The sequence below is a fragment of the Gardnerella sp. DNF00753 genome (assembly GCF_049244275.1).
GTDB lineage: Bacteria > Actinomycetota > Actinomycetes > Actinomycetales > Bifidobacteriaceae > Bifidobacterium > Bifidobacterium greenwoodii.
In genome coordinates, this window is record NZ_CP058393.1 from 592,597 (window position 1) to 607,103 (window position 14,507).

Annotated in this window: 8 protein-coding genes; 3 read left to right on the forward strand and 5 right to left on the reverse strand. The window is 43.3% G+C overall.

The features are described from left to right. Positions 1-164: 164 nt before the first annotated feature. The gene (locus tag HXT33_RS02650) at positions 165-1,298 is read right to left on the reverse strand and encodes a 4-hydroxybutyrate dehydrogenase (protein ID WP_421787460.1); all 1,134 of its coding nucleotides are present in this window, start codon (positions 1,296-1,298) and stop codon (positions 165-167) included. 180 nt (positions 1,299-1,478) lie between these two features. Continuing rightward, the gene (gene nox, locus HXT33_RS02655; RefSeq protein ID WP_375168956.1) at positions 1,479-2,819 is read right to left on the reverse strand and encodes a H2O-forming NADH oxidase; all 1,341 of its coding nucleotides are present in this window, start codon (positions 2,817-2,819) and stop codon (positions 1,479-1,481) included. Between the two features lie 333 nt (positions 2,820-3,152). Here nox and HXT33_RS02660 point away from each other — a divergent pair, with 333 nt between their 5' ends. Beyond that, the gene (locus HXT33_RS02660) at positions 3,153-3,758 is read left to right on the forward strand and encodes a pyroglutamyl-peptidase I (RefSeq protein ID WP_421787462.1); all 606 of its coding nucleotides are present in this window, start codon (positions 3,153-3,155) and stop codon (positions 3,756-3,758) included. A 63-nt stretch (positions 3,759-3,821) separates the two neighbouring features. On the opposite strand, the gene HXT33_RS02665 is transcribed toward HXT33_RS02660, so the two are convergent. From HXT33_RS02665 to HXT33_RS02675, 3 genes are all read right to left on the reverse strand, one after another. Then, a complete protein-coding gene (locus tag HXT33_RS02665) occupies positions 3,822-4,220 on the reverse strand; it encodes a toxin-antitoxin system HicB family antitoxin (RefSeq protein ID WP_421787464.1) in 399 nt (132 codons plus the stop codon). Between the two features lie 24 nt (positions 4,221-4,244). Then, entirely contained in the window at positions 4,245-4,496 is a 252-nt protein-coding gene (locus HXT33_RS02670; RefSeq protein WP_119520418.1) for a type II toxin-antitoxin system HicA family toxin, read from the reverse strand. Between the two features lie 208 nt (positions 4,497-4,704). Continuing rightward, positions 4,705-10,734, reverse strand: coding sequence for a hypothetical protein (locus HXT33_RS02675; RefSeq protein ID WP_421787466.1), 6,030 nt, complete (start codon positions 10,732-10,734; stop codon positions 4,705-4,707). 460 nt (positions 10,735-11,194) lie between these two features. Between HXT33_RS02675 and HXT33_RS02680 the strand changes: the two genes are divergently transcribed. Together HXT33_RS02680 and HXT33_RS02685 are read left to right on the forward strand one after the other, a co-directional pair. Then, positions 11,195-11,863 (forward strand): hypothetical protein, encoded by a 669-nt coding sequence (locus tag HXT33_RS02680; RefSeq protein ID WP_421787468.1) that lies wholly within the window; start codon positions 11,195-11,197, stop codon positions 11,861-11,863. Further along, on the forward strand, positions 11,853-14,435 hold the full coding sequence (locus HXT33_RS02685; RefSeq protein ID WP_421787470.1) for an HAD-IC family P-type ATPase: 2,583 nt from the start codon (positions 11,853-11,855) through the stop codon (positions 14,433-14,435). The genes HXT33_RS02680 and HXT33_RS02685 overlap by 11 nt, the downstream gene beginning before the upstream one ends. Positions 14,436-14,507: the final 72 nt, after the last annotated feature.

Here is a 14,507-nt window from a genome sequence, read left to right on the forward strand (position 1 = left end):
TGAAATAGTTGCGATAAATACAATAAATACAACAAATAAAACAAAAGACCCCACAAATAAATGTGGGGTCTTTTGTTATTTTGCTTTTGTTTTATTCTGAAAAACTAGTAAAACGTAATTAAAGTCAACAAATTCCAGAAAGTAAGTTTGCTAGAAATCTGTTTTTAGAAAGTAGATGCGTAAACTTCAGCAATTGCATCTTCGCTCATATGCATGTAGGAATTCTTCAAAAGTCGCTGCTGTTCTTTAACAACGCTTGCAGCCCAGCTTTGAATCATATCCTCGGTCATTCCATACTCGTGAAGCTTATGCTTAGGAAGAATCGTGTTAAGAACTTCGTCAAGCTTGTCTAGTACATCTGCTTTTTGGCATTCAAGAATATTTGCCATGAAGTCAAAAAGCTTAGAAAGCTCAGTGTTTTCAGCGCTAGTGCTGCTTTCAGCATCGTGCTTAGCATAATAGCGCAAAACGCTTGTAAGAAGCGCAGCATTCGTCTCGCCGTGAGCCACGTGGAAAGTACCACCAAGCGGATAAGCCATCGCGTGAACGCAACCGCAACCAGCGTTACCAAACGCAATACCAGCGTAAAGGCTTGCCGAAACCAAGTCGCCCACAACTTGGGCTTTTGCGCTGCTACCTTCCTTCACAACTCGCATATAACTTTGCAAAATAAGACCGCAAGCCTTGTAACTAAACATTTTTGTAAGCTCTGTTGCAATAGGAGAAAGCGCGGACTCAATCGAATGCGTAAGAGCATCAATAGAGCTGGTTGCAAAAACGTAATCCGGAAGGCTCTTCAACAATTCTGGAATAAGAACCGCGTCCGTAGCGTAGCAAGCGTCGTTTGCCAAGCCCTTCTTAGTATTGCGCTTAGTAAGCGAGAATACGGCAACGTTTGTAACTTCGGAACCGGTTCCGCAAGTAGTTGGAACAAGAATAAGATCCGCGCCTTTTTGCGCAGGAATCTTGCCGTCAACCAAATCTTCGAGAGGACTTGTTTGTTTCAATGCGCAAACCTTGGAAATGTCCAAAACAGTGCCGCCGCCAATGCCAATCACGAGATTTGGAGTTGTGTGAATGTCACTAACAATCGCATCAACCATTGCGTCGCTCGGCTCGCCTTTGCCGTACTTTTCTTGGAAAATCACGTCGCAATCAAGATTCAAATCGCCAAAATAAGGCTCCCAAATGTACTGGTTTGTAATAACTAAATCGCCTTTTCCAAGATTAAATTCTTGCGCAAAATCGCGAGCGTTTTCGAACTTGTGAATAGTTGGTTTAATAGAAAGCTGCTTCATCCCAGACTCCTTTGTTTTAATCTGCATGTCTTACGCTAATATGCGCGTTGTGTGCGCTTTTTTGTGCGCGGATGATTAAAAAACCAAGCAACTGCTCCATTATAGAACAAATTGCTTGGTTTAATAAACGCGATTTAAGCTAATAAGAAGCTAATCGCAGAAGCTAATAGTAGAAGCTAATCAGCCCTTAAGTAAAGCCGTGTAAGCAGCCATAGTAATGTAGTTGTACGGCTGGTTGAAGTGAGGCATGAAGAAGATGTCGCACAAAGCAAGCTCCTTAATCGTGACTTTCTTTTGAATAGCCAGCGAGAACAGGTGAATTGCGGCAGACATATCGTAGTTAGAAGCCAACTGGCAGCCAACAATAACCTTCGTATCCTTCTTGTAAACGATGCGAATCTTCACCTTTGGATTCTCAACTTCCATAAACGCAGGCTTTTGAGTATCCTCAAAATCAACGTAGTCAACGTCCATGCCCTCTTTTTGAGCGGCAGACAAGCTCAAGCCGGTGCAAACAAGCTTGTAGTCGTAAATCATCATTGCGCTAGAACCTTGTACGCCCTCAGTTTCTACAGGAGTTCCGCAAACGTTGTGACCTGCAATCAAGCCGCTTCGAACGGCGTTAGTGGCGAGCGCAATGTAGTTTACGCGGTCTCGAGCATTGTCGTAGATTGTAGCGCAGTCGCCGATTGCGTACACGTCTGGATCGGAAGTTTGCTGCTTCTTGTCAACGAGGAAAGCGCCGTTAGCATACTGCTTTAAATGATCCTTGCCAAGCGCAACGTTTGGGTGGAAGCCAATAGCGCAAATCACCATGTCTGCATCGTAAGTGCCTTTGCTTGTTTTAACAGCCTTAACTTCAGTGTCTCCAACAATCTCCTCAACCGCTTGACCAAGCTCAAACTTAATGCCCTTATCTTCCATAATTTTCTTCAAATTGTTAGAAAACTCTGGGTCAAAGTAGCCGTTAAGAATATGGTCTTCCATGTCAATAAGGGTCACGTTCTTGCCAAGACGCTCGAATGCTTCAGCAAGTTCGACGCCAATGTAGCCTCCGCCAAGAACCACAACATTATGGAAATCGCGTTCTTGCAGTTTAGCAATAACAGTTTGCGCATTCTGGAAAAGCTTTACCATTTGCACGTTTTCCAAGTCAATGCCTTTAATGCGAGGCTTGTTTGGAAGGCTGCCGGTAGCGAGAACCAGCTTGTCGTAAGAATCGTGAATAACAGTGCCGTCTTTAAGCTCTACTGTTACTTCTTTCTTTGCGTAATCAATGTCGAGAACTTTACTTTCAAGATTTACTTTAGCGCCTTTTTTAACGAAATCTTCTGGCTTCTGGTAGAACAGTCCGTCGCTGCTTTGAATTTGCTTGCCAATCCACAAAGCCATGCCGCAACCAAGGAAGGAAATATTGCTATTCTGATCGTAGATTGTAAGCTCGTTTCCTGGGTAGCTCAAAATGGTGTTAGCGCAGGCAGTGCCGGCGTGGTTTGCGCCAATCTGAATGATCTTCGTCATCGGTAATCTCTTTTCGTCGTTGAATTCTGTTGAAATTATTGTATGTGCTTCAACTGCTTTGTTTAATTCACGCTGCGGCGCGAATGCACATCCAATGCATAATACTATTACACGAATGCGAGTCTTACCAATTTTGATTTTGTGCGTGTTGTGGGGGAGTTGTGTGGTTATTTCACAATCTGACTATAACTAATCTTTTCGCGAGCGTGAATTACGTAGTAGAATCCTGAAGTTTGTATACTGTTTATATACAGTGACATTCACATATGTACAGTTTTTTGTGATGCGTTTTAATGTTTTAATAAAGTGAAATTCGTGTAAAGGGGTATTGTAATGCGTATTTTGATTACTGGTTTTACGCCGTTTAATAATGAGTCTATAAATCCGTCGTGGGAGATTGCACAATCAGTTCATGCGCCTGAAGGTGTGGAACTTGTTCGTTTGCAGATTCCTACGGAATTTAACAAGGGTGCGCGAAAAGTTATTGAGAAAATAGAGGAAGTTCAGCCTAATGCTGTGCTTTCGTTAGGGCAATTTGGTGGTTCTGCTTGTTTTAACGTTGAGTATGTTGGCATTAACTGTAGGGCTGCGCGCATACCAGATAATAGTGGGTATAAGCCTTGGTATGAGCCTGTTGTGCAGGATGGTGACGTGGCGTATAAAGCGACTTTGCCAGTTGTGAATATAGTTGAGGCTTTGAATAAGGTGAAATTGCCGGCGTCTGTGTCTTTTTCTGCGGGCGCGTACGTGTGCAATGACGTACTTTACAGTGTTTGTCATTATTGCCAGACTAAAAAATTGCCGATTAAGAGCGGTTTTATTCACGTTCCGTATTTGCCTGAGCAAGTTCTTGATAAGCCGAGTACGAGTTCTATGAGTTTAGCTGATATGCTTCGAGGTATTGAAGTTGCATTACAAGTAATTGCGGATGATTGCTAATAATTACAAGTAATTACTAATGAATAGTGTGACATTTTGGGGAATAACCCTAAATTTTATTCTCTACGCTCGCTCAAGCACGCGTTCAATAGCGTTATTTTGCGAAAGAAGATACACGCAATACTGGTTCATGCTTATTCCTTCGGCTTGAGATTGCTCAGCCAACTGCCTGTGTAATTCTTTAGGTAGACGCAGTTTGAACTGACCAGAATAGTCATTCAGCTCATGGTAAGACGGCTCTTTTATGTTGATTTTGCTTTCAAGTGCTGCTTCAATCCAAGCATGTTTAGCGTCCTGCGCATTTGCTGCTGCTTCCTGTTCGGAGTCTCCCGAACTCATGCATCCTGGTAAATCAGGGTAGTAGGACACGAATCCGCCTTCATCTGGGTCCTTTACAATCTCCAGCTTATACGGTAGTGACATGTAGTAGCTGAGTGTTTTATTTGTTAGTGTTTTTACCATATCCAATTTCCTACTTTCCTACTTTTACTGTTTTTCTTCTTCGTCTGCTGCTTCTACTACAGCTTTCACCATTTCTACGTATATCTTTTTTATTGGTTCATGTTTTGGAATTGTTATCGGGTTTGCGTGTTCTTTGCGAAAAGTATAATGGCTACTTCCGCTTCGCGGATTGCACATTTCATATCCGTAGGATTCCAATACTTTTCTCAATTCATCAAATCGCATATCTTTGGATAGGCTAAGTATTCTTCTAAGTAATTTGTCCCATTGTGACATTTAACTCCCCAGTAAAATAGTGTATTTGATGTGTTTATAAAAGTATAAGTGGTGTTACATGTGGTGTCAATGGTTGATAAATGAGTGTTTCTTTACTGTAAAAATGCAGTAAAAGTATAGAAAAAGGAGCTGGGTTTGTGACTCAGCTCCTTTTCTTAATTATTTTCAATTATTAGTTTACTTTTGTTTAATTTTGTAGGTGAACTCTTTACTCGCGATTCTTCTTGCGAGAGAAGAATGCTGCTGCAGCTCCAAGTACACCAATCATTGCGCTGATCAATCCTACTCGTTCCACTTCAGCACCAGTCTTTACTAATTGGGACGAATGCTTTGCAGGAACCTTGTTGCCGGACTTAGTAGATTCGTTGGAACCTGAAGCACCAGTGGATGCATCACCAGCTTTGCCGTTGCCAGCATTACCGGTTTCAGCGTTACCGCCATTGTTAGACGTGGAATCGTCACCCGAATCAGATCCAGAACCATTGCTGTTTCCAGTCTCAGATCCAGAACCAGAATCTCCAGAACCGGAATCAGAACCTGTTCCAGAACCGGAATCAGAACCTGTTCCAGAACCAGAATTTCCGTTGTTGTTTCCGGCTTTACCAGTGGTTTCGCTGGAAGTGTTGTCACCCTTCTTATCTACAGCGGTTACGCTACTACCGTCTTTGACTTCCTTTGCTGGAATAGTGACTTTACCAGTGGTTTCATCAACGGTTACGCCTTCTGGAGTGCCGTCACCCTTCTTCCACTTGCCGTTACCGTCTTTCTTGACAGTGATGGTCTTCGTGGTGGTGTCACCTTCTGGCGTATAAGTGATTTCCAAAGTATCAGTACCGTCTACTGGCGTTACGTTAACGGAACCATCATTTTGAGGCTCGACTTTTGGAGCAGCTGGCTTAGCTTCTGGAGTGGTTGGGTTTTTCCCTGCGTTACCAGTGGCTTTGTCGGAAGAGTTGTCACCCTTCTTATCTACAGCGGTTACGCTACTACCGTCTTTGACTTCCTTTGCTGGAATAGTGACTTTACCAGTGGTTTCATCAACGGTTACGCCTTCTGGAGTGCCGTCACCCTTCTTCCACTTGCCGTTACCGTCTTTCTTGACAGTGATGGTCTTCGTGGTGGTGTCACCTTCTGGCGTATAAGTGATTTCCAAAGTATCAGTACCGTCTACTGGCGTTACGTTAACGGAACCATCATTTTGAGGCTCGACTTTTGGAGCAGCTGGCTTAGCTTCTGGAGTGGTTGGGTTTTTCCCTGCGTTACCAGTGGCTTTGTCGGAAGAGTTGTCACCCTTCTTATCTACAGCGGTTACGCTACTACCGTCTTTGACTTCCTTTGCTGGAATAGTGACTTTACCAGTGGTTTCATCAACGGTTACGCCTTCTGGAGTGCCGTCACCCTTCTTCCACTTGCCGTTACCGTCTTTCTTGACAGTGATGGTCTTCGTGGTGGTGTCACCTTCTGGCGTATAAGTGATTTCCAAAGTATCAGTACCGTCTACTGGCGTTACGTTAACGGAACCATCATTTTGAGGCTCGACTTTTGGAGCAGCTGGCTTAGCTTCTGGAGTGGTTGGGTTTTTCCCTGCGTTACCAGTGGCTTTGTCGGAAGAGTTGTCACCCTTCTTATCTACAGCGGTTACGCTACTACCGTCTTTGACTTCCTTTGCTGGAATAGTGACTTTACCAGTGGTTTCATCAACGGTTACGCCTTCTGGAGTGCCGTCACCCTTCTTCCACTTGCCGTTACCGTCTTTCTTGACAGTGATGGTCTTCGTGGTGGTGTCACCTTCTGGCGTATAAGTGATTTCCAAAGTATCAGTACCGTCTACTGGCGTTACGTTAACGGAACCATCATTTTGAGGCTCGACTTTTGGAGCAGCTGGCTTAGCTTCTGGAGTGGTTGGGTTTTTCCCTGCGTTACCAGTGGCTTTGTCGGAAGAGTTGTCACCCTTCTTATCTACAGCGGTTACGCTACTACCGTCTTTGACTTCCTTTGCTGGAATAGTGACTTTACCAGTGGTTTCATCAACGGTTACGCCTTCTGGAGTGCCGTCACCCTTCTTCCACTTGCCGTTACCGTCTTTCTTGACAGTGATGGTCTTCGTGGTGGTGTCACCTTCTGGCGTATAAGTGATTTCCAAAGTATCAGTACCGTCTACTGGCGTTACGTTAACGGAACCATCATTTTGAGGCTCGACTTTTGGAGCAGCTGGCTTAGCTTCTGGAGTGGTTGGGTTTTTCCCTGCGTTACCAGTGGCTTTGTCGGAAGAGTTGTCACCCTTCTTATCTACAGCGGTTACGCTACTACCGTCTTTGACTTCCTTTGCTGGAATAGTGACTTTACCAGTGGTTTCATCAACGGTTACGCCTTCTGGAGTGCCGTCACCCTTCTTCCACTTGCCGTTACCGTCTTTCTTGACAGTGATGGTCTTCGTGGTGGTGTCACCTTCTGGCGTATAAGTGATTTCCAAAGTATCAGTACCGTCTACTGGCGTTACGTTAACGGAACCATCATTTTGAGGCTCGACTTTTGGAGCAGCTGGCTTAGCTTCTGGAGTGGTTGGGTTTTTCCCTGCGTTACCAGTGGCTTTGTCGGAAGAGTTGTCACCCTTCTTATCTACAGCGGTTACGCTACTACCGTCTTTGACTTCCTTTGCTGGAATAGTGACTTTACCAGTGGTTTCATCAACGGTTACGCCTTCTGGAGTGCCGTCACCCTTCTTCCACTTGCCGTTACCGTCTTTCTTGACAGTGATGGTCTTCGTGGTGGTGTCACCTTCTGGCGTATAAGTGATTTCCAAAGTATCAGTACCGTCTACTGGCGTTACGTTAACGGAACCATCATTTTGAGGCTCGACTTTTGGAGCAGCTGGCTTAGCTTCTGGAGTGGTTGGGTTTTTCCCTGCGTTACCAGTGGCTTTGTCGGAAGAGTTGTCACCCTTCTTATCTACAGCGGTTACGCTACTACCGTCTTTGACTTCCTTTGCTGGAATAGTGACTTTACCAGTGGTTTCATCAACGGTTACGCCTTCTGGAGTGCCGTCACCCTTCTTCCACTTGCCGTTACCGTCTTTCTTGACAGTGATGGTCTTCGTGGTGGTGTCACCTTCTGGCGTATAAGTGATTTCCAAAGTATCAGTACCGTCTACTGGCGTTACGTTAACGGAACCATCATTTTGAGGCTCGACTTTTGGAGCAGCTGGCTTAGCTTCTGGAGTGGTTGGGTTTTTCCCTGCGTTACCAGTGGCTTTGTCGGAAGAGTTGTCACCCTTCTTATCTACAGCGGTTACGCTACTACCGTCTTTGACTTCCTTTGCTGGAATAGTGACTTTACCAGTGGTTTCATCAACGGTTACGCCTTCTGGAGTGCCGTCACCCTTCTTCCACTTGCCGTTACCGTCTTTCTTGACAGTGATGGTCTTCGTGGTGGTGTCACCTTCTGGCGTATAAGTGATTTCCAAAGTATCAGTACCGTCTACTGGCGTTACGTTAACGGAACCATCATTTTGAGGCTCGACTTTTGGAGCAGCTGGCTTAGCTTCTGGAGTGGTTGGGTTTTTCCCTGCGTTACCAGTGGCTTTGTCGGAAGAGTTGTCACCCTTCTTATCTACAGCGGTTACGCTACTACCGTCTTTGACTTCCTTTGCTGGAATAGTGACTTTACCAGTGGTTTCATCAACGGTTACGCCTTCTGGAGTGCCGTCACCCTTCTTCCACTTGCCGTTACCGTCTTTCTTGACAGTGATGGTCTTCGTGGTGGTGTCACCTTCTGGCGTATAAGTGATTTCCAAAGTATCAGTACCGTCTGCTGGAGTGATCGTGGCTGAGCCTTGATCTTTTCCGCTTGCTGGGACAGTGACAGTTGGAGCCTTTGGCTTCACGGTTATGGTTAGAGTTACGGTGCTGGTTTTTCCTGCCGAGTCGGTTACCGTGAGGGTTAGAGTATGTGTACCGACTTCCTTCGGCTGCATGTTCTTAACAGTGAGATCCAACACTTGTTCCTGATCAGTGTCAGTGGTTTTTGAAACACTTGCACGACCACTAAGGATATCAGCTTGTTGAAGCAGATTGGCTTTCATTAGCGCCTGTAAAGTGTCGACGTCTTTAACCTTCACATCATCTTTAGCAACAATGTGAATCTTCAAATCTTGCCCAACTGTTACAGGCGATGAAGTAGCAGTAATTGTTGGTTTTTCATTATCCTTAGGCGCAGTAGCTTTTTTTGTATCACTTTTTTCTGAAGTTAGTTCAAATCCTGGAATTGTTGTTTTAGGACCCTTTTTGTCAGGCTTCTTTACAGTCGTTGTTGCATACACGTTGCCTTCAGGAATTCCATTCTCAACTGTAATCTCCGCTTTATCACCGTTAATCGTTGTAGTAGAGCCGATTTCCTTGCCATTTTTATCAAACAGTTTAACTGTTGTAGTAGTGCCTTCAGGAATGCCGCTTCCAACAGATACTGTTACTTTCTGCCCTTTCTTTCCAGCAAGATTAGCCAGATCAGTGTCGATAACTGGCTTCTTTGGTTTAACATTGATGGTTACAACTGGTTTTGTTATACTCGTGGAATTATCGGAGTATGTTCCCTTAATACTATGGGTAAATACGCCAACTGTATCAAATGCACCATCTGCATTAGTTTTTGGAACAGAAGATTTGCCGTTCCACGTTAATGTTGGCTGCTCTTCAAGCTTGTCTCCGTCTTTAATCTTAACAAGTTCTTTCAATTCCGGTAATTTATCACCAACGGTAACATCAATGGTTTTACCGGTAATAGGATGTTCGTCAGCAAGTGTAGTAACTGTAACTTTAACTTTGCGTTTGGTAACGTTGCCAGAGCCATCCTCGGAAGTAATAGTTACTTGCTTTTTGTTCATGTCTTTAGTAACAGTGATTTCGTCTGATGAAAGCGGTTCGCTTTCGCTTCCAGTGCCTTGCTTGGTTATAGAAGGTTTTGTTAAACCAGAAATGCTGAACTTCTCAATATAATCCTTGTTATCGGTGGTGCTGAATTTTAGTTTATCGTTTGTACGAAGATTAATGGTCTGTTTGTCGTCGGTTATTTCCTTGCCATTGTAATAAATTTTTGGCGCTTCTTTGTCATCCTTGTGACGTTTTAAGTTTTTATCTTGGTCAACTTTTGGATCTCGTCCAGAAATCCACACGTAGGACGAGCTTGTTGTGCGTGCATATGATGCAGAATCTGCCCAAGTCCAAGCATTATGTATATTAGCGTACTTTTCATCATACGTTGTGGCTTTTTCGTTAATTGCTGTATCGTTAAGCTTTACTGCGGCATGCATATGGAATGCAAGATTTACTTCTGAAGTTTGAATACCTATTCCATAATTCCAACCACTATATGGGCTCTCTGGGTAAGTTGCTTTAGTAATAGCGTAATCCTGATAATTTCCATGGAATAGATTCTTCAAATCTGTTTCATATTTTTTCTTGCTTACCAGATTCGGTCCTAAACTATAATGGAATCTTGAATGATTTCCTACACCGAAGTTCTTCTGGTCATCGTTAGGGAAGTTTATAGTTGTTGACTGGTTATCTACTTTTTCAAACTTGGCAAAATCGCGCGAAAGAGTAAAGTTCATCTTACGTTTTAATTTGTCATTTTGTGATGCATCTTTAAGTTTGTAAGCGTCAAAATGTAAGTCGCGGATTGTGTCGCTTGCATACGAACCATTGGAATTTAACTTAGCAATTTGGTACGGTACTTGCCATATATACCACTGCCTCTTTGAATTTTTTATCATCGACTGAGCATCATTGTTGAAGAACACGTCGAATACGAGATATTTAGCACCATTTATTGTTTCGATATGTGCATACATATCCGTTTTTTTAATCAGAGTATTGTGCTCATCGCTACCATACTCGTCGGAATTCATTGTCTTTTTATCTTTATTTTCATCATTAGTAGAACGATAACGCTGGAACTCAAGAATACTAGGAGTTTTAAGCCAATCTGGATTGTTAACAACCACATCAGCTTCACGATCTTGATACTTAGCAACCGCGCTATTCGTAAGACTTCTAGCCGTTGCAGTGTACGTTGGTGTAATAATTGTGTTTGCCGTAACAGCCATGGCAGGCTGGCTGCCTAAGCAGGTTGCTGCTGTCAACAAAGCAGCCATTGTTGCTAACGGAAGAGTGTGTACTTTGTGTGAAGAACGCTTTTTAGAAGATTTTGATGATGTATGTTTTGAAGGATTAGCGGTTGTCATAACAATCTCCTTAATTTTCCCTAATCTTTAACGAATTTTTAAACAAATAAATAGAACGAATTATATGACAAATCTCTCCAATGCCAGTAATAAAACTCTCTATTTAAATGGGTCTATCTAAAAATTCTATCATTTTTTGTTATTTTTCATGATATTTTTCAGTTTTAAATTAGTTTAGACTGTAAAATTTCCTACGGGGGGGGGGGTGCTCTAAAAGAAAATTTTTTGCGAAATGTTATAACAACATATATTTTTCGAAAATTTTTTATTATTTTCGTAATCTGTAATACGTCTTATGGTGTGTCGCAGATTTTGATATAGAATTCTTATTTCTCAAATTATGTTACGTCTATTTCGTGATAACGAGTGTTTTTCTACTTCTGCAACTTATCTCTATCTTTTACAATAATTATTTTTTTAGCTTCAGCCACTTATGTTGAAGGTGTGGTATAAAAGTCTTATGTTTTCTAAACGCGCTACTACTATTTTTGCGACTGCTGTTGTAACTGCTTTAGCGCTGGGTGCGTTGAGTGCTTGCGAACCGCAGGGTAAAGCTGTGGGAGCTACTGGTCGCGCTGGGGACATAATTCACGACGGCGTGGATATTAACGATATTCATTTACTTGTAATTGGTTCTAAATTAGCAGTTCTCGATGCTGATATTATGCAGAAGTGCAAAATGGCAAATTTAAGTGCTTCTTACGTTTCTGTGTCAAATATAAATAATGCGAACGATGCAGCTCAACAAGCTATTCGCGCTGCAAGCGAGCAGCCTGTTTCGCTAATACTTATTAACGCGCTCGACGTAACAAGCGTTGACGATACGCATAATGCTAATGATCAACTAAATAAAAAAGAGAACAAACAGCTCAATAAGATTGCGAGCAATAAACAATCTGAAAGCAAAGAATGGATTTCTGCGTTGCAATACGCGCGTTACGCTGGAGTGCCAGTTGCATTAGTAAATCCTGTAAATGCACCAAAAGACGAAACTTTATATGCTGCAATATTTAGAGTTGGGGATATTTCGCATAATTTAGCTCCTGAGCGTTCGTCTTTGCTAAGCATTGTTCGCGCAATAATTGACAATACGCCACACGGTAGGGAAGTGATTATAAATGACAAGTAATAAACAAAACGCAATAGAGTCTGCAGAAAACGCTAATAATAAAGCTATTGCGGCGCTTCCTAAAGTAGAAGTTTCTGGATTGAGCACCGAGGAGGTTGCAGAGGCAGTCTCTCACGGAGATGTAAATATTACTTCTAAGCAGACTTCGCGCTCTTTAATGGATATTGTGCGCGCGAACGTGTTTACATTGTTTAACGCGATTATTTTCACGGCAATGATAGTTGTTCTTGCCACAGGTTCATGGAAAGATGCTGTTTTTGGTGCGGTAATTCTGGTGAATACTGGAATTGGCATCGTGACTGAATTAAAAGCAAAGCGCACTTTGGATAGGCTTTCTATATTGATTGCTGCTCGCGCAATGGTGCGTAGAGGCGGAGAAAATATTGAGATTGCGCACAAAGATATTGTGCTTGGGGATATTTTGTGGCTTAGGGCTGGCGAGCAAGTTCCTGCAGACGTAGAAGTGCTGGAATCGTGGGGCTTGGAAATGGACGAGTCCATGCTTACGGGCGAGTCTGCTACAGTTCGAAAGACAAAAGGTGACGACGTTTATTCTGGATCTACTGCAGTTTCTGGAATGGCTTTAACGCGTGTTACTGCCGTGGGAGAGCACAGTTACGCGGCAAAATTGGCGGCGCAAGCGAAGGTTTATACCAAAACAATTTCCGACTTAAGCCGTGGAATTAACACGATTTTGAAGTATATGACGATGGTTGTGGTGCCTTTGTGCGTGCTGCTTGTGTGGTCGCAAATGCACAAGGTTGGCGGATTTGTTGAAGCTTGGCAGACTGGTGCCTGGAGGGGAGCTGTTGTTTCTGCTGTTGCAGGCGTTGTTGGCATGATTCCAGAAGGGTTGGTGTTACTTACTTCGCTTAATTTTGCGGTGGCTGCTATGCGACTTGCGCGTAAGCAAACGTTAGTTCAGGAGTTGGAATCTGTAGAAACTTTAGCGCGCGTAGACTGCTTGAATCTAGACAAAACTGGCACTATAACTGACGGTGGTATTGAATTCGTTGGCGTGGAAAATATAGACTTACAAACTAACTTACAAACCAATCAGGCTTTATTCGACTTATCAAACGAAGAAAATCCAAACGCAACAGGCGTTGCGATTATGCAAGGGCTTGCCTCTCAAGGAGTCGAAGCTAGCGCGCATGTAAATAATCGTCTTCCATTCTCTTCTGCTAGAAAATGGAGTGCTGTGCAATATGCGCAAAGTAGTGGAGAATATGAAACTTGGTATATGGGTGCTCCGGAAGTATTGCTAAGCGCTATTAATTATGCAAATTCTAATGAAATTTTAGAGAAAGTTAATTCTTATGCGGAGCTTGGTGAGCGCGTGCTGCTTCTTGCAAAAGTAAGTAGCGTTGAAAGTAACGAAGTAAGTAGCGTCACAGAATCAGATAAAACTTTTGGCGATTCTCCTACTATTTGCGAGAGTGCTCAGCCTGTTGCTTTAGTTCGATGCTCTGAGCGTATTCGTGAAGATGCGCGTAAAACGCTTGAATGGTTCCGTGAGCAGGGTGTGCGCTGCCGTGTAATTTCGGGAGATAATCCTACAACTGTTGCGGCTGTTGCTGCAAAAGTTGGATTGACAGGAGAGCGCAAGCCTGTTGCAATGGATGCTAGAAAATTACCGGAAGATATTAACGAATTGGCTAAATTGCTTGAAAATGTGGATGTTCTTGGGCGTGTGCTTCCTCATCAAAAGAAGGCGATTGTTCAAGCGCTTCACGCTCAAGGTCATGTGGTTGCTATGACTGGTGACGGCGTGAATGATACTTTAGCTCTTAAAGAAGCTGATTTGGGCGTTGCTATGGGCAACGCTGCTCCTGCAGCAAAAGCTGTAGCTCAAGTGGTTCTTGTTGATTCACGATTCTCGCATTTGCCGGATGTTGTGGCTCGCGGCAGGCAAGTGATGGCAAATATGGAACGCGTGGCTGGCTTGTTCCTTGTAAAAACTGTTTATTCTGCGCTTATTTCTGCAGGAGTTGTGCTTCTAGCATTGCACTTCCCGTATTTGCCTCGTCATATTACTTATATTGGTTCTTTAACCATTGGTATTCCAGCATTTTTGCTTGCTCTTGCGCCTAATACTCGTCGATATATTCCGGGATTCTTGAAGCGAGTTGTTCGTTTTGCTGTTCCTAGCGGATTTGCTATAGCGGCTTCTGTGCTCGCTACTGCTGTTATAGCTCCGCGAGTTTTGGGATTAAATATTGACGATGTTGTTGCAAATAATTTAATAGCATCTCGTTTTATTGTTTCAAACGCGCAAGCTTTGGCAACTACTCGCAGTATTTGTTCAGTAATCGTATTTGTTCTCGGCATACTCGTGCTTGCAAGCGTTGCCAAGCCGTTGCGCTCGTGGAGAGGAATTATGGTTGCGCTATTTGCTGCAGCTGGAGTTGCTGGAGCTTTTATACCGTTTACTGCAAAGTTCTTTGAACTTCACGTGCCGACTGCGGGAAGTGCGCTTACTGTAATGCTTATAGCTGTTGTTTTAGCAGTAATCTTATGGTTTGCGTGCGTGAGCTTAGCAAACTTGTTATCTAAACAGAGTAAGAAGTGAACAATCTAACATATTTCTAACGCAATTAGTGTGTCGACGTGAGCCTAATGATGCTTACAATAGATACGTGTT

Bases quoted from the DNA above. Each gene is read 5' to 3' on its own strand.
- HXT33_RS02670 (WP_119520418.1), bottom strand. From the start codon at position 4,496: ATGTCACAATGGGACAAATTACTTAGAAGAATACTTAGCCTATCCAAA.
- HXT33_RS02675 (WP_421787466.1), bottom strand. From the start codon at position 10,734: ATGACAACCGCTAATCCTTCAAAACATACATCATCAAAATCTTCTAAA.
- HXT33_RS02680 (WP_421787468.1), top strand. From the start codon at position 11,195: ATGTTTTCTAAACGCGCTACTACTATTTTTGCGACTGCTGTTGTAACT.
- HXT33_RS02660 (WP_421787462.1), top strand. From the start codon at position 3,153: ATGCGTATTTTGATTACTGGTTTTACGCCGTTTAATAATGAGTCTATA.
- HXT33_RS02665 (WP_421787464.1), bottom strand. From the start codon at position 4,220: ATGGTAAAAACACTAACAAATAAAACACTCAGCTACTACATGTCACTA.
- nox (WP_375168956.1), bottom strand. From the start codon at position 2,819: ATGACGAAGATCATTCAGATTGGCGCAAACCACGCCGGCACTGCCTGC.
- HXT33_RS02685 (WP_421787470.1), top strand. From the start codon at position 11,853: ATGACAAGTAATAAACAAAACGCAATAGAGTCTGCAGAAAACGCTAAT.
- HXT33_RS02650 (WP_421787460.1), bottom strand. From the start codon at position 1,298: ATGAAGCAGCTTTCTATTAAACCAACTATTCACAAGTTCGAAAACGCT.